At 31.5% G+C, this 20,509-nt stretch carries 19 protein-coding genes and 1 pseudogene; 8 read left to right on the forward strand and 12 right to left on the reverse strand.

The genetic code is table 11. From position 1 onward, the window contains the following. Positions 1-83: 83 nt before the first annotated feature. The 7 genes and pseudogenes from NZD85_RS14580 to NZD85_RS14610 all read right to left on the reverse strand — a co-directional run bounded on the left by NZD85_RS14580 (position 84) and on the right by NZD85_RS14610 (position 5,758). A pseudogene (locus NZD85_RS14580) lies at positions 84-1,052 on the reverse strand (IS30 family transposase). A gap of 1,130 nt (positions 1,053-2,182) precedes the next feature. Continuing rightward, positions 2,183-2,464: a phosphotransferase gene (locus tag NZD85_RS14585; RefSeq protein ID WP_260544657.1), complete on the reverse strand. Its 282-nt coding sequence runs from the start codon at positions 2,462-2,464 to the stop codon at positions 2,183-2,185. Then, positions 2,461-2,970 (reverse strand): phosphotransferase, encoded by a 510-nt coding sequence (locus NZD85_RS14590; protein WP_260544658.1) that lies wholly within the window; start codon positions 2,968-2,970, stop codon positions 2,461-2,463. Before NZD85_RS14590 ends, NZD85_RS14585 begins: the two co-directional genes overlap by 4 nt. A gap of 709 nt (positions 2,971-3,679) precedes the next feature. Then, complete coding sequence (locus tag NZD85_RS14595) at positions 3,680-3,919, reverse strand: hypothetical protein (protein WP_260544660.1); 240 nt, start codon at positions 3,917-3,919, stop codon at positions 3,680-3,682. Between the two features lie 23 nt (positions 3,920-3,942). Continuing rightward, positions 3,943-4,155: a hypothetical protein gene (locus tag NZD85_RS14600; protein ID WP_180906886.1), complete on the reverse strand. Its 213-nt coding sequence runs from the start codon at positions 4,153-4,155 to the stop codon at positions 3,943-3,945. Continuing rightward, a complete protein-coding gene (locus NZD85_RS14605) occupies positions 4,155-4,331 on the reverse strand; it encodes a hypothetical protein (RefSeq protein WP_260544662.1) in 177 nt (58 codons plus the stop codon). The genes NZD85_RS14600 and NZD85_RS14605 overlap by 1 nt, the downstream gene beginning before the upstream one ends. Before the next feature lie 422 nt (positions 4,332-4,753). After that, entirely contained in the window at positions 4,754-5,758 is a 1,005-nt protein-coding gene (locus tag NZD85_RS14610) for a replication initiation protein (protein ID WP_180906888.1), read from the reverse strand. Positions 5,759-6,654: 896 nt separating this feature from the next. Between NZD85_RS14610 and NZD85_RS14615 the strand changes: the two genes are divergently transcribed. The 7 genes from NZD85_RS14615 to NZD85_RS14645 all read left to right on the forward strand — a co-directional run bounded on the left by NZD85_RS14615 (position 6,655) and on the right by NZD85_RS14645 (position 12,770). After that, positions 6,655-6,975 carry a plasmid mobilization protein gene (locus tag NZD85_RS14615; protein WP_180906889.1) on the forward strand — a complete coding sequence of 107 codons (321 nt, stop codon included), beginning with the start codon at positions 6,655-6,657 and terminating at the stop codon, positions 6,973-6,975. Beyond that, the gene (locus tag NZD85_RS14620) at positions 6,965-7,807 is read left to right on the forward strand and encodes a relaxase/mobilization nuclease domain-containing protein (protein WP_180906890.1); all 843 of its coding nucleotides are present in this window, start codon (positions 6,965-6,967) and stop codon (positions 7,805-7,807) included. The genes NZD85_RS14615 and NZD85_RS14620 overlap by 11 nt, the downstream gene beginning before the upstream one ends. 2 nt (positions 7,808-7,809) lie before the next feature. Continuing rightward, complete coding sequence (locus NZD85_RS14625; RefSeq protein ID WP_260544665.1) at positions 7,810-8,394, forward strand: hypothetical protein; 585 nt, start codon at positions 7,810-7,812, stop codon at positions 8,392-8,394. A 327-nt stretch (positions 8,395-8,721) separates the two neighbouring features. After that, positions 8,722-9,603 (forward strand): IS982 family transposase, encoded by an 882-nt coding sequence (locus tag NZD85_RS14630; RefSeq protein ID WP_231348776.1) that lies wholly within the window; start codon positions 8,722-8,724, stop codon positions 9,601-9,603. A gap of 145 nt (positions 9,604-9,748) precedes the next feature. Beyond that, on the forward strand, positions 9,749-10,621 hold the full coding sequence (locus tag NZD85_RS14635; RefSeq protein ID WP_061710074.1) for an extended-spectrum beta-lactamase RAA-1: 873 nt from the start codon (positions 9,749-9,751) through the stop codon (positions 10,619-10,621). Positions 10,622-10,789: 168 nt separating this feature from the next. After that, positions 10,790-11,671 (forward strand): IS982 family transposase, encoded by an 882-nt coding sequence (locus NZD85_RS14640; protein WP_231348775.1) that lies wholly within the window; start codon positions 10,790-10,792, stop codon positions 11,669-11,671. A 160-nt stretch (positions 11,672-11,831) separates the two neighbouring features. Next, positions 11,832-12,770: a hypothetical protein gene (locus tag NZD85_RS14645; protein WP_260544652.1), complete on the forward strand. Its 939-nt coding sequence runs from the start codon at positions 11,832-11,834 to the stop codon at positions 12,768-12,770. 375 nt (positions 12,771-13,145) lie between these two features. Here the strand turns inward: NZD85_RS14645 and NZD85_RS14650 are convergent, their stop codons facing one another. The 3 genes from NZD85_RS14650 to NZD85_RS14660 form a co-directional block, all read right to left on the reverse strand. Continuing rightward, entirely contained in the window at positions 13,146-13,850 is a 705-nt protein-coding gene (locus NZD85_RS14650; RefSeq protein WP_125112982.1) for a hypothetical protein, read from the reverse strand. 231 nt (positions 13,851-14,081) lie between these two features. Further along, the gene (gene lnu(H), locus NZD85_RS14655) at positions 14,082-14,852 is read right to left on the reverse strand and encodes a lincosamide nucleotidyltransferase Lnu(H) (RefSeq protein WP_064964663.1); all 771 of its coding nucleotides are present in this window, start codon (positions 14,850-14,852) and stop codon (positions 14,082-14,084) included. Between the two features lie 274 nt (positions 14,853-15,126). Beyond that, positions 15,127-16,086: an aminoglycoside phosphotransferase family protein gene (locus NZD85_RS14660; protein ID WP_260544654.1), complete on the reverse strand. Its 960-nt coding sequence runs from the start codon at positions 16,084-16,086 to the stop codon at positions 15,127-15,129. 375 nt (positions 16,087-16,461) lie between these two features. On the opposite strand from NZD85_RS14660, the gene catB reads away from it, so the two are divergent. Further along, the gene (gene catB, locus NZD85_RS14665; protein WP_014043450.1) at positions 16,462-17,091 is read left to right on the forward strand and encodes a type B chloramphenicol O-acetyltransferase; all 630 of its coding nucleotides are present in this window, start codon (positions 16,462-16,464) and stop codon (positions 17,089-17,091) included. A gap of 885 nt (positions 17,092-17,976) precedes the next feature. Here catB and NZD85_RS14670 read toward each other — a convergent pair. Together NZD85_RS14670 and tet(36) are read right to left on the reverse strand one after the other, a co-directional pair. Continuing rightward, positions 17,977-18,318, reverse strand: a complete 342-nt coding sequence (locus NZD85_RS14670) for a winged helix-turn-helix transcriptional regulator (RefSeq protein ID WP_260544656.1) — start codon at positions 18,316-18,318, stop codon at positions 17,977-17,979. An 80-nt stretch (positions 18,319-18,398) separates the two neighbouring features. Further along, entirely contained in the window at positions 18,399-20,318 is a 1,920-nt protein-coding gene (gene tet(36) / locus NZD85_RS14675; protein WP_150433341.1) for a tetracycline resistance ribosomal protection protein Tet(36), read from the reverse strand. Positions 20,319-20,509 lie beyond the last annotated feature (191 nt).

The following is a 20,509-nucleotide window of genomic DNA, read 5'->3' on the forward strand; positions in this document are numbered from 1 at the left end:
ATTGATTATTAACTAAATGATATGTTTGATGAAAAAATCGAGGATAACTTTTTTCGAGCTCGATGGGACGGCTCCAAAAGTTATCACCCGCTTTTTTCGAGTAGATTCCAAATTCCATCAAATATCTGATTTGGGGATAAATATCCAAATCTTTTTCGTGGCCTGTTGTTTATCTGTTGTTCCACATAATTCACATATTCATGTGTAACATAATTGAAATCAACTTTTTTCGGTATATATTGCCTTACCAAGCGATTATAGTTTTCGTTGGAACCTCTTTGCCAGCTTGCATATGGCTTGGCAAAGAAAAAGTCGATTTTCAAGTCTCCGGCTACCATCTGATGACACGAAAACTCTTTTCCATTGTCAGATGTGATTGTTTTCAGGAATGGTTTCCAATCCTCCAGGCAATCAATAGTAACCAGTGCGAGTTGTTCCGCATCCTTGCCATCTAATTTTCGGAGTCTGGCTATTCCGGTTGCCCTGTCGTTGATGGTTAAGATGGCACCTTTGTGATCCTTGCTATGATAAGGTCAATTTCCAAATCACCAAAGCGTTCCCGTAGTTCAACTTCAGGCGGTCTTAGAGATATATCTGTACGATTGGGGATTGTTCCCCGCTTGTCGTAAATCACACTTCGCTTTTTGTAGCGACGTCCACGGTTTCTCAGGTCAAGATATAGCGTCCCTTTTTTACGCTTATCTTGCCAAATAAACTGATAAATACGTTCGTGTGATACACAGTTATCTCCATTTGTTTTGGCAACACCTGCAATTTGTTCCGGACTGTATTTGAGACGCAATTTATCTCGTACATAAGCCTCAACCTCAGGTGTGAAGGTTCTCGCTTTAGCTTTGTATGCCTGACGCTTCAGGTATTTACGATGCGCTAAATCATCTTTGTATTCGCCAGATCGGGCATCTGCATTACGGCGGATTTCACGACTGACAACTGATTTATCTTTATTTATTACGGGCAATCTCACATTGTGGATACCCACTTTGCAACATTGTGCAAATAGTATATCTTTGTTCTCTGGTTAAATGACTCATAAATGTCAACTTTGGTCGGTAGACAATATAGTTCATTTTTTCCATCAGGGCAAGGGGGAGTTATTCCTCCTGGCTCTGAAAAAAACAAACTTTCCTATTTTGTCTGCAAAGTTGCATTTACAACTTGAATTTTCATGTCAATTTCTTTTATTTTTCTGAAAAGTTTATTTCCAATTCTAAAGTACTCATAGTTGTTGTTAAAATAGAAAAATACTTTATATCTTCCTCTATAACTATAAACACTTTCGATTGGCAGAGTCATAACAATCTGATTACTGTTTTTTGCAACATTATAGCCAACAATGTGAATATTGCTTCAGCTGTAATTCCAAAACTTGAATAAGAAATCATTGAAGCCATAATAATCAATAAAACATATGTAAAACACTCTGTCTATAATTGACTTAAAACCTTTGTGAAGTCTTTTTAAAAAGTTAAGTCTGAGTAATGTTATAATAACAATTCCTATAATAAAAGGTATCCACTCTACAAATAAATTGTATTTAAAACTTTGTCCAATTGTCAGTGGTTTAAGAAAAAAGTAATAAATGACAGCATATGTAAGAAACCCTACAAATAATTTATATACAATATTTTCTTCTTGACTATGTTTGATTTTTATTGAGCTCAAAAACTTAAGCATATTTTTTCTAATTTTCATGTTCGCAATACTTAGTGTTCTAATCTTGAGTCTTGTAAAAATAGTTTTACCATTTATAATTGTTTTCACTCGTAAAAAAGAGATAAATTAAGTTCCTACTAATTCTCAACCACAATGTCCCGCTTTTGCTCGTTATTTGTCAATGTAATGAAGTGAAAAGTCAAAAATACTTCCTTTATAGTCTGCGAGGAATTGTCCGCCCTAAAAAGCTGACAGAAGTAAAAAGTCTGTCAAACCCGAACTGTCTGTCTATGTCGAAAAAACGGACAGTTCGTCAAAGACTTTTCAGTGAATAAATCTCTGTCTTTTCTTTTTTTACACTGACGCATAACGGTTACGTATTGGCGATGGTGGGGCATTTGAAAACGTCAGCCCAACATTTGCACTAATGCCCGATAGAAGCACAAATGTTGAATTTATAACTATCAGCCCCACTATTGCCAATACGATGTTGGTGGCTGGGCTTCTTTCAAAAGAACTCGTCTAATAATATATAAAACTCTATTTTATTTTTGTTTGGCTTATCAAGTCCATATACCTTGTAAAATATGTCAACCATTTCTGGTCTAAAATTATCTCGTATGTTTCTAACAGCAAGTGCAATATCTTGATATTTATCTGTTATACCTCCATTGCCAATGTCTATAAAACCACTTAAGTTATGATTGTCAAAAATTAAGTTGTCAAAACAGTAATCTCCGTGTGTAAACACTAATTCATAGTCTGATGGCTTTATGCTTAATAATTTCACAAATAGTTCTTCGGGCTGTAAGTTTGATTTTCGGGTTGTAAGTCTGTAAAATCAATTAACCCACTATCTAAATTAAATCTTGCTTTTGAAATTTTCAAGTCAAGGTGTTGAACCAACGCAGTATTGTCAATTTTCAAAGAATGAAGTTTTTTCAATGATATTGCATATTGCTTAATAATTTCTTCAGTTTCTATTTTATCAAAATAATATTCAAGAGTTTTTCCTTGCAGTTCCGTCATACATAACAATTCAAAGTCGCTTAATTGTTCATAAAAAATAATCTTAGGAACTGGAATTTTTCCGTCAAGCCATAAATAATTTTGATAATCGTATTTGAGGTTTACATTATGGTTACTATAAATTTGTTTTTTGAGAATAAAACTCTTTGATTCATCTGTCGTAACCCTGAACAATTCAGCATTTGTTGAACCACCTGAAATTTGTGTGGTAGTATAATTTCCAAAATATTTGTCAAGTTGATTTTTTACGTCTTTACTGATGTCCATTTGCTGTGTCTTTTAGCCTTGCCACCAACATAGTAATTTACGAAGTAAATAATAGAAAAGTTTCGTGAAATATTCCCTATATCCGTATTTCGTGTAATTACTTTGTTAAAAGTAATAATTCTTTGATAGTCTATATTATCTAAATAACATTTGTATGAATAGCGAGGTTTTATTTAAAATTTTAAATTCTCAATCATGGATCACGAAACTCTACAATTGATACTTTATTAATCTATTTCATTACTTAACATAATTCTTATTATAGCCTTTATTTTTTGGTGCAAATCATTGATTTACAAATAGTGCCGAATCAGATAAACGAAAATCAAAAAAGAAGTGCTTTGTAGCCCTCTGTTTGCGTTGAAATGGAGTTATCCCTATACAGACAAATAAAGCCTTGATTTATAAAAATCAAAGCTTTATTTGAAAAGATCAGAGTGAGTACCTGTTCTAACTAATTCTAGAAGCATTATTTCTGAATCTTCATTCCAGATTAAAAAGTAAGTCAGGTTTTACATGGCATTCCCAATATCCTTTATATTCTCCTTTTAATTATGAGGTTTATGTTTTCTTGCTAATTCCTTTATTCCCTTGTTCGGCAAGATTATTTAAAAAACTTTGTAAAATTTCAAAGTCAGAATTACTACGTTTTTTAGTAATTTCAAGTCTTTTATGAATTTAATTAGAAGCGGACTATTTTAAACATTATTTATATGCTTTTAAACAACTCGTCAACGCTATTAAATTTTATTCCATTACCTTTTTTAAGCTCGTTCATAGCTTCTATAGTATCTTCATTAGGCTCATTATGATTCAAGGCTTGTGAAAATATAGTTTCTAATAAATTGCTAATACTTCTATTTTCTTTTTTTGCACGCTTCTCTATTTTTAAATAAAGATCTCTATTTAATCTTAAAGAAGTTGCTCTTTTTGATTCTTTTGTATTCATAACACATCTATTTAAATACAAATTTAATGCTTTTTCAATTCATCTATAATAGATAACTGGTTTTTCACAGCATCTTTTTTCTTTTTAACCTCTTTTTCAATTGTAATAGAATGTTCATTTCCATGATTGAAAAGTATATACTCTATATATTTCTTCAAACTCATTCCATTGGAACTAGCAAGGATAGATAACCTACGCTCAGTTTCTAAATCCAAGTCAATTAATTTACGCTTCATTATTGATCTAATCCTTTTTCTTTTGCTTCAATAAAATTGCGTTGTTTAATAGTATCTAACATTATTCGTTCATTAATGGCTTTCTCTGAAATAGATTCTATTAGTTTTTCGTGTAATATTAATTGCTTCGTATATGCAGATTTATGATATTCTAATTCATTTAAAAGTGTGGTCAAATTCTCTTTAGAATCTTCTAATTGCTTTTTTAATAAAGGGTATTCAGTTAGTCTTTTTTGAAATTCTATATATTCATCTTCTGTAAAGTACTCTGTAATTCCGTTGTCGTTATCTGTCGTTAAGTTGTCGTTATTGTGTCGTTGGATTAAGATGTTGAATACATCTTCTTCAAACGAGACTTCTTTATTTGATTTATCAAAAATCTTATCGATATATCTTTGAGCTGTGCGTTTACTTATATTTAAGGCTTTGATAGGTCGTCTGACGTGTATTTTTGATTCATGTTTTCAAGTTATTTAAGCTGTCGTTATGTTGTCGCTATTTTGTGTTTGTAAAATCCCTTGTTTAATATAAACGTTTATTATACAAGGGATAAAATGTAATTTTTAGTGTCGTTAAGTTGTCGTTATATTGTCGCTATTTATTTATTTGAATATTTTTTATCTAAAATTTGATCTATTTTATTTTTTAATGAACCTATTAAATAAGCCTTTAAATTCTTTATTTCATAAAGTATAGATTGTTCTTTTAGATCTACTAAAAAATCCAACAACTCTTCTTCTGATAAGTTGTTATATAAAGTCTCAAATAAATTAAGATTATTACTTAATTCTTTGTCTGTAAACTCGTAATTATATTTTAGATAATCCTCTATGTTTTTAGGGATAAACCAACGATTAGACATTTGTTTTAAAACCTTTTGTTTTTTAATGCTTTCATCTTCAAATTGTGGTTGATGAACTGGGATAAATCGAATACTTGTTATTTTTCGACCTGTTTTAATTAAGTCGTAGTGAAATGTATATGGTGAACATTTATCAAGTTCTTTTTTTGCAGGTATGATAACCTTATTAATAAAATTAGTAGTTAGTTTATATTTATTTTCTAGTCCAAATATTTCTTTAAGGGTTTCTATAGAGTAATTAATAGGTGTTTTTTGATTTGAAAAAAGTTCATAAAATCTCATAGAATAAACACTTTCAAATTTCATAGCAGTTGCTAACTCATATTTTCTATATCCTTTAGAAAAGTCCATAAGAGTTTGATATATCCAATCTGTAATAAAAAACGAAACAGATTGAGAATATTTATTAATTCTTACTTTAAAAATAATTCCATCACTTTTGTACTCATTCTCATCTTCATAGGAAATTACTTTTCTCTGTAGACTTTTTAAAGCATTTTTTACTCTTGTATGATTTTTATCTTCTTCTCCGTTTAGGAATGAAGATATTGGTAATGTGTATTTAACATCATCATAAATATCTTTTTCAATGGAATAGTTTTGATTTAGTTTTTTACTTTCAATTAAGTTTTGATTTAACTCTATGATTCGGTATAAAATTCTCTTTTCATAAACAGAATAATCGTATTTTGCTGTAGTTAAGATATAAGATTGTAACACCTCTTTATTTTTAATATTCATAGTAGTTATTATTACCTGATGAATACAAATATAATCAAATATTACTTACAAATCACAAGTAATAGTAAGTATTCAAAAAGTAATAATAAGGCGATTAAAAAGTATTCGAAAAGTAATAGTAGAGTATTCAAAAAGTAATAGTTCGTGTTTTTTAAATCCTTGTAAAAACTATGATAATCAAAATATTATTCGTTTTTTGTCATAAGCCGATAAGTAATGTTAGATAAGCTATGTTTAATTAATACAAAAACATAGTGTTTTTTTAGTCTTTTAAGGGTTAATTTTTCTATGAAAAATCGAAACTTGCCTCCTTATTTTAAACTCGCTGAATTCGTTAGAGTGGAAAAAACAAAACAAAAAAAGGATTCAGCAGACCGCAGGTCGCACCAGGGGGCGGCGATTTTTATTCTTTAAAGGTTTAGTCTATTTAAATAATAGCTCAAAATGGTGATTATTTCAATTCTGAGCTTACTTTTCATTTTTATAGTATTATACATGTTTTGAATAGTTAAAGTTGTTTAAAACGCATTATTTCAAATTTTTCATATTAGACTTTTTCTTCACTTGATTTTTTATCGAAAAAATCTGTAAAAAATAGCTTCAAAAATTCGTTAAAAAACAAATTAACAATATTGTAAATGAAATAATAAAATTAATTCTGTTGGATTTTTGTTTTATTGATGTTGTGTATTGTAAATAAGTAAGTTACAAATGTTAAAGTCGGCTCAAAATTTGGCGAAAACGAGGCTAAATACTAACTTACTAAGAATTGAGAGGTCAAGAGGTGTGCTTGTCAGTACAAAATTCCGCTTTCGCTCCATTTTTCACTGCCTACGCACCTCTTGTTTTCTCCCTTTGGTCAAAAAGGATTCGCTATCGCTCAATATTAGAAATTTATGAAAGAATACTTTGAAAAGAAAACCGAAAAAATACAACTGCGTTTAACATCATTTGAAAAAAAAATATTAAAAATAAAAGCAGAAGATAGCGGATTAACCCTATCTGAATTTGTTTTAAGTTCTGCCCTTAATCGTCAAATCAAACCCCCAATGACTTCGGAGGAATTGGACAGTTATAAAACCTTAAAACAATATCAGACCAATTTTGCACGAATATCAAACCTAATCAAAGGGAAAGAAAAAGGTTTGAATGAAGAAATTGAACAAACAATTAAGTTAATCAATCAACACCTAAAAACTATTGTCAATGGTAAGTAAAGGTTCAGCAACAAAAGGAAGTGCACAAGCAATTGACTACATTATGAACGATAAAGAAAAAGGTCAAGCAGTAGAACTTGACCGCAATTTAATTTCGGGAAATAATGGCAATGAAATAATCGCAGAATTTAGAGAAATCCAACAATTCAACCATAATTGCAGTAACAACACCTACAGCATTGTTTTAAGCCCAAGTGAAGAAAAAAAACATTGGAGCAATGAAGAATTAAAAGACTTTGGACAGGCCCATCTTAAAAATTTAGGATTAGAAAATAATCAGTACTTAATGACTGCCCATCGAAGTACAAAACACCCTCATATACACATTATTTGTAATCGAATAGATTTAGATGGCAATGCTCATAGCGACCAATTTATCTCTAAAAAGTGTCAAGAAAGTGCCGAGAAAATAGCCCAAGAAAAAGGCTTAATTACCGCAAAAGAAATGGCACAATTAAAGCAAATTGAACTAAAACCCTTAAAAAAAGAAATACACCAAGCTCACGAATTTGCAAAAGAGAAATCCAACAATTTTAACGAATACAAGGATTATATGTATTCTAAAGGCATAGAAGTTCAACCAACCGTCAATAAAAATGGAGAAATGCAAGGCTATAGGCTTAAACACAGAGAAAGTGAGTTAAATTTTAAAGCCTCTGAAATCCATAAAAACGTAGGTTTAAAAGACTTAATTGAAAATAGGGTAACAATTGATAGTAAATTAAGCAAACCACTTGAAAACATAAGGCAAAATCTTCCTACTGAAAAGATTTTGGAAGAAGTACAAGAGTTAAAAATAACAAAATCAAGAAGTAGAGGACTAAGTTTATAATTATGGCAACAAGAAAACAAATAGGAACAGAACAGTTGGCGAAAGTTTTAGAGTTTACACTTGAAGAACTTCGCAAAGATTTAGCCGTTAATAAAACAACGACAGAGCAAATTCAAAGGCGTTTTTTAGAACGTTTGGAAGAAAACTATAACAGAGAGTTAAAAATCAATTTAGACCCCTTTATTACAGCTAATAATAGCTTTAATTCTAATTTGAAAAGTACCATTGAAAACGAACAAGCTTTTTTAAGCCGTTTTAAGGATGATTTATTTAAAAATATACAAGAATATATCAAGACATCAGAACGTCAAGCAGAAGAGTTGAAAACAGTAAAAAAAGGTATAAATTTCACATACATCGGTTTAGGATTAATTCTTTTAGCTGTTGTTTTCTTTTATTTCACTTATTCAATCGGATTTAAAAATAAATCAGATATACGAGAAGAATACAAAAAAGAACTTATCCAAAACGGGCAGTATAATACCCAAGAAAATGCAATCTTTTTAGAGAAATTTAATAAATGGATTAAAAAGAATCCGAAAGACTTTGAAAAATTAAGCAATGAAATTGATAAAACAACGGATTAACTTCTTTTTGACCTGTTTGAATAATCAAACTTCAACGCAAACAGTGGGCTGTAAGGCGTCTCTTTTTTGTTTTTCGTTTATCCGATTCGGCACTGCTTCAAAATCAGCTAAATGCAACAAAAAATAGAGGCTATAATAAAGTTTATGTTAAGTGGGTGAAATTGGTTAATTATAAGACTTCGCTATCCATGACTGAATATTTAAAATTATTGGAAAATATATTCGTTATTCATGCAAACTATATTTTAACCCGTAGTGCATTATAAAAAAGGTTGCTCAAGTGACTAAAAATTAGTATATTGTATTGACTACCAATCAAATACAATTATGAGCAACCTTGAGGCAAGTTACAATTTAATTTTAAATAATTTAAGAGACATTTCCGAAACTGAAAATTTTTATTTTAAACCAATAAAACCAAAACTGTCTGATATAGAGTTGATTAGTTTGATTATTCTGGCTGAATTTAAGTCCATTGATTCCGAACATCAACTTTTTAGAGATATAAAGGGTTTTGAAATTGAACCAAAAATTGATAGAAGTGTTTACAATAGGAGAAAGCGAAAACTATTTCCTTTTATTGAAGAAATAAGAAAGAAAATGGTGGATAAATTTAATGAATTTGAAAACTACTTCGTAGTAGATAGCATGCCTTTGGAAATATGTAAACTATCTCGTTGTTCCAGAAGCAAGATTTGTAAAGATGTAGATTACGCTTATCCCAACAAAGGATTTTGCGCTTCGCAGAATCTCCATTTTTATGGCTATAAATTACATGCAGTTTGTTCTATTTCTGGGGTTTTTCAGAGTTTTGACATTTCTCCTGCATCTGTTCACGACATCCATTTTCTACAGGATATAAAACATCAAATGTCTGATTGTGTGTTGCTTGGTGATAAAGGTTATTTGTCCCAAAGCATTCAATTAGACTTATTCAATGAGGTAAATATAGAGTTGGAAACCCCTAAAAGGAAAAATCAAAAAGACTACAAACCACAGTTCTATCAGTTCAAAAAATATCGCAAGAGAATAGAAACATTATTTTCTCAACTTTGTGACCAATTTATGATTAGAAGAAACTACGCCAAAACTTTTGAAGGTTTTAAAACAAGAATTTTGGCTAAAATTACAACCCTTACAACTATTCAGTTTTTGAATAGATTTATTTTTGACAGAAATATAAACAACCTAAAAATAAATCTCGTTTGATAATGCACTACGAATATTTTTTACTATTTTGCACGAAATTTCACATAGAAACAAAATCACATTTCGACCAGTTTGAAGAACTGAAAGAATTTTAAAAAACAAAAAATACCCGGATTTTTTGTAAACAATTATCAACAATCGAAAAATGAAAAGCATCAAATTACTTTTAATCCTGTTTTCGGGCTTTATATTTGCCCAACAATCGGTTTTAGACAAAAAAATAAATTCTATTATTAAAGATAAAAAAGCAACGGTCGGAATTTCTGTTTTAGGATTTGAAAATAATTTTCAATATCATAAAAATGGTAAAAAAAAGCTTCCAATGCTCAGTGTTTTTAAATTTCATATTGCTGCAACAGTTTTGGATTGGGTAGATAAGGGAAAACTTTCTTTGGAGCAGAAAATTTTCATAAAAAAGGAAGATCTTCTTAAAGATACCTGGTCGCCTATTCGTGATCAATATCCCGATGGAAATATTGAAATGAGTCTTGACGAAATCATCCGTTACACCGTTGCATGGAGTGATAATAATGGTTGCGACATTCTTCTGAAATTGATTGGAGGCACAGAAACAATACAAAAATTTATAAATTCTAAAGGAATTAAAAATTTTCAAATTAAGAATAATGAAGAGCAGATGCACAAAGCCTCAAAATATGTTTACGAAAATTATACAACCACCCAATCTTTAGCATTGCTTTATAAACAGTTTTTTCAGGGAAAAATTATTTCAGAAAAATCTACACATTATTTATATAATATCATGCTGAACACGGAAACCGGCAAAAATAAGCTTAAAGAACAACTTCCTCCGAAAACTGTTGCACACAAAACTGGCTCTTCTGGAAAATATGAAGGCTTAACAATTGCTGAAAATGACAGCGGAATTGTTACTTTGCCCAACGGTAAGCACTACTCTATTGTCGTTTTTGTGAATAATTCTACCGAACCGGAAGCAGTAAACTGTAAGATGATTTCAGATATTTCAAAAACAGTTTGGGATTATTTTAATAAGTAAAATTTTAAGCTTAATTTTAAAACCATAAAAATGAAGCAGAATTTAGATGATGAAAATATTTAAAGCAGCTTAAAAAATTTGATAATTTAACCCGTAGTGCATTATAAAAAAAGTTGCTCAAGTAACTAAAAATTAGTATATTGTATTGACTACCAATCAAATACAATTATGAGCAACCTTGAGGCAAGTTACAATTTAATTTTAAATAATTTAAGAGACATTTCCGAAACTGAAAATTTTTATTTTAAACCAATAAAACCAAAACTGTCTGATATAGAGTTGATTAGTTTGATTGTTTTGGCTGAATTTAAGTCCATTGATTCCGAACATCAACTTTTTAGAGATATAAAGGGTTTTGAAATTGAACCAAAAATTGATAGAAGTGTTTACAATAGGAGAAAGCGAAAACTATTTCCTTTTATTGAAGAAATAAGAAAGAAAATGGTGGATAAATTTAATGAATTTGAAAACTACTTCGTAGTAGACAGCATGCCTTTGGAAATATGTAAACTATCTCGTTCCTCCAGAAGCAGGATTTGTAAAGATGTAGATTACGCTTATCCCAATAAAGGATTTTGTGCTTCGCAGAATCTCCATTTTTATGGCTATAAATTACATGCAGTTTGTTCTATTTCTGGGGTTTTTCAGAGTTTTGACATTTCTCCTGCATCTGTTCACGACATCCATTTTCTACAGGATATAAAACATCAAATGTCTGATTGTGTGTTGCTTGGTGATAAAGGTTATTTGTCCCAAAGCATTCAATTAGACTTATTCAATGAGGTAAATATAGAGTTGGAAACCCCTAAAAGGAAAAATCAAAAAGACTACAAACCACAGTTCTATCAGTTCAAAAAATATCGCAAGAGAATAGAAACATTATTTTCTCAACTTTGTGACCAATTTATGATCAGGCGCAATTACGCCAAAACTTTTGAAGGTTTTAAAACAAGAATTTTGGCTAAAATTACAACCCTTACAACTATTCAGTTTTTGAATAGATTTATTTTTGATAGAAATATAAACAACCTAAAAATAAATCTCGTTTGATAATGCACTACGAGTTATTTTAATATTATAGAGTATCAAAGAATTTACTATTTTTAACAAAGTAATTATACGAAATACGGATATAGGGAATGTTTTACGAAGCTTTTTTATACTTTACTTCGTAAAGTACTATGTTAGCTGACATTTTAAACAAACTGAGATGAAAATCAAAAACTTACTACTATTTGCAATTTTTTCGCTTCTATTTTCTTGTACAAACCGACAATTAATAAATACTCTAAACAATGACAAAATTTCTTTTCGTTGGGAAAGTTTTGATTTTGAAGGGAAAAATTACAAATATGGAGCAATGTATGTTCCAGTAAAAATTCCGACTATTGATAAAGAGTTTGAAATGCAATTTGATTTAGGTATGAATGTAAATATTGCATATGAAAATCCGCTTAATACAATAATTGCACAATATCCTAAATTAAAAAATAATTATTTTAAAAGAAGTGATTATGAAATATTTTATACAAATCTATTTTTAGACAATTTAAAATCATCAGTTGACAGTTTATTCGTGTATAAAGATTTTGGTTCTAATGAACCGTTTGAAAAATTGAAAAAAATTGGAACAATTGGTGTGAATGAAATTGAAAATAAAGTTTTGATAATAGATTATCCAAAACAAACTCTACAAATTGCAGAAAACAGCAAATCAATTAGCTCAACAGACTACGTTTTTACACCAATCGAAATATTTAACGGAAAAATAAAGATTAACCTAAATATTGACGGACAAGATTATGCATTTCTATTTGACACGGGAGCAGGACTTGTTCCGGCAACTACAATTGATAGTCTGCTTTATAAAGAAATAACAACGAATGAAACTAAAAATCAAGATACAATTACAGCAAATAGTTGGGGCGAAGCGACAACTTTAATTGGAAATAAAATCATTAAAAGAATAAAAGTAAACAACTATCCTTTAGAAATAGAAAGCAAGAAATTTTACTACACAAATAGTGAAAAGCATCAAAAGTTTTTCAAAGATTTAGACTTGTTTGGTTCTATCGGAAATGAATTTTTTATAAGCGACATAATAGTAATTGACCTTGAAAGAAAGTTATTTGGAATTAAGAAAAAATAAAAACGTCAGCTAACATCGGCTTGGCAAAATGCGGGGTTAAGTGCTAAATTGGACTTCTCTCCTATTTTATCCGCCAAAAGCTGTTTGCTTTTGTTTTTTTATTAAATTTACCAAAAGGCTCACAGCTTTGGCTTAGTCTCGGACTGAATTGAACTTTCGCTCAATTCAAGCCCGCACTTCGCCAAGCCGCGGCTCGTTACTCAAAAAGAACATAACAGAGATTATGTAAAGTATATAAGATATATATAAACATAAAAGCCACGACCTAAACAGATCGTGGCTTTTTTATTTTATGATGTTTTATAAAAGTTCCTATATATTGTTTAACATAAAACGTGTTATAGCTTTTACTGAACCGAAGTTGTACGCTGTCTTTTATTCTTTACATAAATTTTCTCTAAGGATTTGTCCAATCCAACTTATACTAGCTACAATTTCAAAATCTGTAATTTCTAAACGATCTGCTAATATTTCATTATCTGATGGAATATATTTATCTCCATAATATTTTTCATCACCAACTTTAATATTGGGTTTTGTTACTCTGATTTCCATTAAGCCATATGATACAAATTCAGAACCACCATTGTCTAATTCCAATTCTTCAACATCATTTTCTATGAAAAACATTAAATCAGGCAACGGAGTTTTTTCAATAATATTTGTTCCTGTAATGAATTGGTCATAATCAATTTTTTTCTCTAAAAATGATTTAAAAAGTAAACCAGTAAGTGATGCTTTGTCTGTGTCTTCACACTTGTCAATAATAAATAATAATTTTTCGCCAACTTTTGTTCTATACTTTAAATCTTCTTCTATTTTATTAATTTGTTCTTCTATTTTATTTTCAGAAATTGATTTTAGTTCATATAAAAATGTAAGAATTTTTTTAAGAAATAGCTTATCCTTGATATTGGTTACTGTATTAAAAGTTCCTATAATTGTTGAAAGTAGTGGGACATCTTTTAGTAATCCTTCAGCAATATTTGAATCAATTACCACTTCAGTTAAGTCTTTGGTAACAGCTTGAAATTCTTTATCTTTTATGACTTGAATAAGATTTGTACCGAGTGAACTCATTTAATAATTTAGTTTTAGTAAGGTTGCGTACAACGTTTTGCGGCTTTGCGAAGGAGCGGATTAGAAAGACTAAACTTTCAATTTTGAACTAACTTAAGCAAAACCATTTTTTCTATTTGCTAATTTACATTTTAAAAGCAAATAAAAAATGGTTTTGCGGATTAAATGCACAAACCTTGAATTAACCACTTAACCCGCTCTTTTGCAAAACCGATGTTGGCGGTAGTTTTTTTATCTTATTTTGTGTAGGATTTCTTTCAGTTTGGGTTCAATATTTAGTTCATCAAATAGTTTTTCCGATAAATTTAATGAGTTCTCAAAAGCCAAAACGATGTTTTTGGGATTTAAATCTGATGTTACTTTTTTATACTCTGAATACCAAATCGTGTCAATGTCCTTTTCGAGACTTTTAGTCGGACTTTCCCAATGTTGCGTTTTGCTTGTTCTTGCTCTTATAAGCCAAAGCAAGTATTTCTGCACATTTGATAAACTGTGATGAGCGTGAGCAAATTCTTCTCGTTTAATCAAGTTGCTTGTTGTCAGTACAACATTCAGTAATGATTGGCTTAACCACAAAATATTTTCATTTGTTATTCTTTCGGGCGATTTCGTTTTGATTTGATTAAGCGTTTTCGTTAAAAGTCCATCTTTGTCGGTTAGGTTCATTTGGTCAAAATCGCTAAATTCAACAATTCCGTCCCAAGATTTGATAATTTCAATTTCCTCCGTTTTTAAAAAATGGAATTCTCCTCTGACCATATTCTCGAAAATAGCAACTTCACTTCCATATTCGTTTGTAAAATATAAAGCCAAAGGATGAATTTGATTTACCCATTTTTCTGTCGAGAAATTTTCTTTATTTTTCAAGAAGATGTAAAATTCGATGTCAGAATATTTGTCTCCTTCGTTTTTGGTAAATGAACCATACATAAAAACGGCGGAAACATTTTCGTCTTGTTGAGCTATATATTTTGTTTTGTCAATCATTTGTAACTGTGTCATTTTTCTAATTTTTAAATGTTGATAATAGAAATTTTCACTACTTTTTGAAAGCAATGAAAAAGTTTTACGTTGTTTATTTTGGACAGTTACTTATAGCTTCATCGGATTATACTTTTTTATGTTCAACATTCTGTTTGGTAAAATTACCGCCAACGTTTTGGGGCTTTGCGTTCGGGCGGGATTTTCAGCAGAAAATTCCGAGCGAGCGACAAAGCCCAAATTTAAGAAAAAGTGTCGAACGGGAACGTTCGCCCCGCCTGACGCAAAACCCTTGTTACCTGCTGGCTGTATTTTCAGGCTTATGCTTTATATTATCCACTTCTTTTTTTAAATAGTTCAAACTACTTTTATAGTCTTCTGGATTGAGTTCGTCTAATTGTAGTTGTTCGATAAATTCAAAAATATCCTGTAATTTTCTGCTTGTCAGATAGTATTGCAAAACAGTTTCATTGATTCTATATTCAGGATTCAATTCAATATATTTTTTGATGAACAAATCAAAGTAAGGTTGCTGATAAACACTAAAAATATCCGCTTCGGGTGGTGCGAACTTTATCCCTTCCCAATCCAAAAGATATAATTTTTGTTTGTCTGTAATGATGTTCCAATGATGAATGTCTGTATGGCACAAACAGTATTTTAAAGTTTTTTCTTTTAAAACAGCGGACAAGTTATACCAATTTTCGATTTGATTTTTGATGCGTGAAAGGTTTGGTTTTAATGTTGATTTGATGTCCTCTTTTAGTTGGTCAAAGTTATTGCCTATCCAATCGTTTAATTTAGCAATAAGCGAAAGGTAAAATGTTTCAGAGATTTGCGAAACGTCAAAAGGAAAATTTTCTAAACGATGTAGATGGCTGATGGTTTCTGCTAATTGAAAGATTTGTTCTTCGGTCAGATTCTGTTGTCCAACTGTTTCTCCGTGAATGTAATCAAACAAAATATACACATAATTATCATCTTCACATTTGAAGTTTTCAGTTTTCGTTTTAATCAATCTGATTATTTTTCCTTTAAGCAAAGTTTGGTTATCAAGCCAATCCACAATTGGAAGGTAAATGTCAATATGCTCCGTTAGATAAGATGTTGATTTTCGACTTTTCTCATACACTTTTAAAAAATAAAAACGTCCGTTTTTGTCCTCTATTTTGTAAGCCAAAGAAGCCCAGCCACCTTGCTGTTTAGAAATTGTGTCCGTTTTGATAAGATATTTTTCTTGTAAAATTTTTGTCAATGTTTCAACCATCTTATTTTTCGGGTTTTCGTTGTCGGCTTGCAGGTAACGGGAAACGCATTGGCGAAGTGGCGGATAAATTGAACCGAAAGTTCAATTTAGCAGTGACGTAGCCGATGTGTTTCCACAGAAGCTAAATTATTAAAAAAAAGCTGAATGTGGAACACATTCGGCGGAATAAAAAGCACAAAAGTTGAATTTTGTACTTAACCCGCCATTTTGCCAATGCGATGTTATGTGTAGTTTTTTTGTATCTTTGTCAGATGAAATTATCAGATTAGCATATTTACTTTACGCAACGTATAGGAAGAGAATAGTTTAGTATTATTCTTCGTTTCCTTATTGTCTCTTATTGTAAATTAAATATGTTAAATAATGAAAAATTTCTTCGAAAGTCCTTTTAAAGGAAAAATAATCAAAGACCACATAACTAATCCCAATATAATTTCGGGTAAATATTCTTATTATTCTGGTTATTATCACGGTCATTCATTTGACGATTGTGCTCGTTATCTGTTTCCGGACAGGAATGATGTCGATAAACTAATTATCGGTTCTTATTGTTCAATAGGGAGCGGTGCAAGTTTCATAATGGCAGGTAATCAAGGTCATAAATATGATTGGATTTCCAGTTTTCCATTTTTTTATATGTCTGAATTTGATGTTTTCAGTAAAAGCCAAGATGGATTTCAAAAAGCAGGAGATACAGTTGTTGGGAATGATGTTTGGATTGGTAGTGAAGCTATGATAATGCCAGGAGTTCAGATAGGAGATGGAGCTGTTATTGGCAGTCGTGCTTTGGTTACAAAAGATGTTGAACCTTATTCAATTGTAGGGGGAAATCCAGCCAAATTGATAAAAAAGAGATTTAGTGATGATGACATCCAAAAATTGCAGGAAATGAAATGGTGGGAATGGGATGAAGAAACCCTTTTTGAAGCAATGCCAATTCTTTGTTCAAATAAAATCGATTTGTTGTACAAGTTTTTTAGAAAAATGAAATGATAAAAAGAAGGTTCCGAAATTCGGAGCCTTTTTGTTTTAACTGCGTTTGCGGCTAAAATTACACATAACGACCGAGGCTATGGGCACGGGCGGGTTGCGGGCGTATTCGCTGTCGCACAGCGACAAGGCGAATGCGGGCGCAAAACCTGCTAAGTGCACGTCAGCCAGCCTGTGAACATAGGCGTGTGTTAGGTGGTCGTAGTTTGTTGTTTTTCAGTCGTTTAAATTTCGGCCGTTTAGTGAGCTTTCACTTCGAAAACCACAATTCAGTCGCTTGTTAAACCGCATTTTCCAACCGAAAACGCTCAAATTCGTTGTAAATTTTATATTTTCTTTTTTCTTAAAGTCTAACCGCTAAACTACGCACAAATTAACGAATAAAAACTGATTTTTTTGTCTTAGAATTCATGTTTTCCGACAGTTTTAAAGTCGAGAAACTCAAATTAAATGAACTGAATGTCAGTCGGAAAGCAGAAATAGAATCGAAAATTTTTCCGTTTAAGCACTTTCACGACAGCCCGAAACGGGTTTTTTATTTTCGGGTTGTCCGTGAGTTTGTTTTTCTTTTTGTTTTTTCGTCAAGTTTGTTCGTTAACCACTTTCAGTCCGCTAAAGAGCAGAGTCTGCAAAAAATGAACTTGGTTTCCTTATATTCAAATCGGAAATCTCCATTTCCAAAATTTCGTTCGTTATATGTCGTAGTCTGAAAAGTAATAAGTCTAATTTTCTTTCCTTTAAAATCTGCGAGGAATTGTCCGCCGTGCAAACTCCCGAAAGCCAGCAAATTCAGTCTAACCGATAAGTCAAAAAGTCGAGAAGAAGCGGACAGTTCCTCAAAGATTTTTCAGCAACAAATCCGTCTTTTTCCTTTTTTTACTATGACACCTAACGACCGAGGCTATGGGCTTGGGCGGGCTGCGGGCGGATTTCCTGTCGCCACAGCGACAAAGGAAATGCGGAACGACCTAAATCAGTCAGAAAATACTCAGTACGAGGTGGTTGTTCTGCATAAATTTTTCTATCTATAATCTTATACTCCAACAATTCTTTAAGTTGTTGATTTATTACACGTTCTGTTGCATCAGGCACCTCCTTGAATATCAGACTTGGGCGTAGTGGCTTATCTCGAAGTGCTTCTATGATGCAAATTTTCCACTTTCCGCCAAGCACCTGTATAGCAATGCTATAACCACATTCTAGATATATAGGGATTTTTCTTTCAGACATAATTGTATAGTTAATTTGTAGGAACAAGATACAAAAATAGTGCGAGAATGCATTCTTTGATTATTTTGCTTATCATTCTCTTATCCTAATTCCTTCTCAAACATATACATCAATTTATCTTTTTCATTCAGTTCTACACTTCTGCTTACCTTTTTATTGGTGATTTGATAGCCCGAAAATCGAGTAACAAAAATGCCCAAGCCTTGAGTGTAGGAGCTGACTTCTGCTGAGTATTCTTTACTAGTATCTAAAGGAATTTCACCCAAAATAGTAGTCCAATCACCATCTGAAGTAATAGTAGATATTTCGCCTTGCATCTTGTTGATGTCTGTAATAGCCCTAGCATTCACAGCTATTGGAATTTGCAATTTAAAATCTAAGATTGGCTCCAACAACTCAACATCAGCTTGTTGTAAAGCCAATCGAAAAACATAGGGAGCTAAACTTCTAAAGTCGGCAGGTGTGCTCACTGGACTATAATAGATTCCGTGAGAAAAAGTGACTTTAAGGTCGGTTACTTTCCAGCCATACAAACCCGATTCACAGGCTTTCTTGACTCCATCGAATACTGCATTCTGAAAAGATTGATTCAAGTAGCCCAATGAAATATCGCTCTCTATCGTAAGTCCCGCACCGATTGGCAAAGGTTCTATAATCAAGCCAATAGATGCCCAATAAGGATTAGGTGGCACTTCGATATGAATGGTGTATTCCGATTTCGTTTTCAGACGTTCCTTATAAATCGTTTTCACCTCTTCAAAGTAAGCATCTACCGAAAATCGCTCCTCCAACAAAGTCAAAATAACTTCCCGTTGAGTTGCTCCATAAAGAGAAACTTCTAGCTCATTATTATCAGCATTGATACCAAACGTTAAAGATGGATCTTCTACCGATAATACATTCATAGCAGAAATTAATTTACTCCTATCCTCTACTTTGGCAGGATGTATAGATGATTTGAGAGCAGGACTAGGAATATTCAATTTATCAAATAAACTTGGCATTGTTCCTAAATAATCACCTACCATCAGACTTTCGGCATGGTCTAAAATTGCAATATCGTTTGTAGAAACTTCATCTACATCTATTTCGTTTCCAGCGTAAAAGGTCTTTAAACTTCTTATTTTCAGATTCTCATCTGAGCCATTGAGGTTGTATGATTTTCTTGTTCTAAGGCTTCCCCCTATAATCTTTAGATAGGCTCGTTTCTGTTCCTTCTTATTATGCTCAATTTTATAGACATAGGCAGATAAATCGTTCTCTTGAGGTAGAGATGTTTCAATAAAAGTAGTGATTGAGTTTAGCAAATCTTCGATACCAATGCCATACATTGCTGAGCCATGGTAGATAGGATGTAGTTTAGCGAATTGAACAAGATGAATCATTGAACTCCAATAGTCTGAATTTGAGAGTTGCGTATCGCTTAAGTATTTTTCAAGCAAAGAATCATCTTTCTCCAAAATTGTTTCTCTGTCCTTTTCTGATATGTTGTGTATTGTACAGCTAGAAGTTAAAATCTTGCCATCAACGGATTGCATAAGAAGAATATCTTTTGAAAGGCTATTTTGTATTTCGAAATAAAGCTGATTTAGATTTACTCCCTCTCTATCTATTTTGTTGATAAATAGAATGGCTGGAATTTCTAGTTGTTGCAAGACATTGAACAACAATCTCGTTTGAGCTTGAATACCCTCTTTAGCAGACACCACAAGAATAGCACCATCTAGCATTCTAAAAGTGCGTTCCACTTCTGCTAGAAAGTCCATGTGTCCAGGAGTGTCGATAATATTAATCTTTGTATCGTTCCATTGAATAGACGTTGTAGAAGCTCTAACGGTGATACCTCTTCGTTTTTCAATATCCATCGAATCGGTTGTGGTATTACCTTTGTCCACACTTCCACGTACCTCAGTTGCTCCACTAGCAAATAGCAAGTTCTCAGTAATGGAGGTTTTTCCTGCATCAATATGTGCAAGAATACCTATATTTATAGTTTTCATTTGATTTTGTAAATAATATAGCGGATGCTTTGTAGAAATGCATCACATAAAAAATACATCCTTGATGGTAGAATGTACCACAAGAACTTGAATTCGTATTTCTAATTATATTATTTACTGCCGCATAGTGTGACAAAGGTAGAAAATAAATTTTAAAATCAACCCTACATTCAAGTTGAAAATGCAACTTT

The sequence above is a fragment of the Empedobacter stercoris genome, assembly GCF_025244765.1.
Taxonomy (GTDB): domain Bacteria; phylum Bacteroidota; class Bacteroidia; order Flavobacteriales; family Weeksellaceae; genus Empedobacter; species Empedobacter stercoris.

What these genes read in the sequence shown, in the direction of transcription:
- NZD85_RS14620 (WP_180906890.1), top strand. Translation starts at nt 6,965, where the DNA reads ATGGTAAGTAAAGGTTCAGCAACAAAAGGAAGTGCACAAGCAATTGAC.
- NZD85_RS14645 (WP_260544652.1), top strand. Translation starts at nt 11,832, where the DNA reads ATGAAAATCAAAAACTTACTACTATTTGCAATTTTTTCGCTTCTATTT.
- NZD85_RS14610 (WP_180906888.1), bottom strand. Translation starts at nt 5,758, where the DNA reads ATGAATATTAAAAATAAAGAGGTGTTACAATCTTATATCTTAACTACA.
- NZD85_RS14630 (WP_231348776.1), top strand. Translation starts at nt 8,722, where the DNA reads ATGAGCAACCTTGAGGCAAGTTACAATTTAATTTTAAATAATTTAAGA.
- NZD85_RS14600 (WP_180906886.1), bottom strand. Translation starts at nt 4,155, where the DNA reads ATGAAGCGTAAATTAATTGACTTGGATTTAGAAACTGAGCGTAGGTTA.
- catB (WP_014043450.1), top strand. Translation starts at nt 16,462, where the DNA reads ATGAAAAATTTCTTCGAAAGTCCTTTTAAAGGAAAAATAATCAAAGAC.
- NZD85_RS14670 (WP_260544656.1), bottom strand. Translation starts at nt 18,318, where the DNA reads ATGTCTGAAAGAAAAATCCCTATATATCTAGAATGTGGTTATAGCATT.
- NZD85_RS14650 (WP_125112982.1), bottom strand. Translation starts at nt 13,850, where the DNA reads ATGAGTTCACTCGGTACAAATCTTATTCAAGTCATAAAAGATAAAGAA.
- NZD85_RS14640 (WP_231348775.1), top strand. Translation starts at nt 10,790, where the DNA reads ATGAGCAACCTTGAGGCAAGTTACAATTTAATTTTAAATAATTTAAGA.
- NZD85_RS14625 (WP_260544665.1), top strand. Translation starts at nt 7,810, where the DNA reads ATGGCAACAAGAAAACAAATAGGAACAGAACAGTTGGCGAAAGTTTTA.
- NZD85_RS14615 (WP_180906889.1), top strand. Translation starts at nt 6,655, where the DNA reads ATGAAAGAATACTTTGAAAAGAAAACCGAAAAAATACAACTGCGTTTA.
- NZD85_RS14595 (WP_260544660.1), bottom strand. Translation starts at nt 3,919, where the DNA reads ATGAATACAAAAGAATCAAAAAGAGCAACTTCTTTAAGATTAAATAGA.
- NZD85_RS14590 (WP_260544658.1), bottom strand. Translation starts at nt 2,970, where the DNA reads ATGGACATCAGTAAAGACGTAAAAAATCAACTTGACAAATATTTTGGA.
- NZD85_RS14635 (WP_061710074.1), top strand. Translation starts at nt 9,749, where the DNA reads ATGAAAAGCATCAAATTACTTTTAATCCTGTTTTCGGGCTTTATATTT.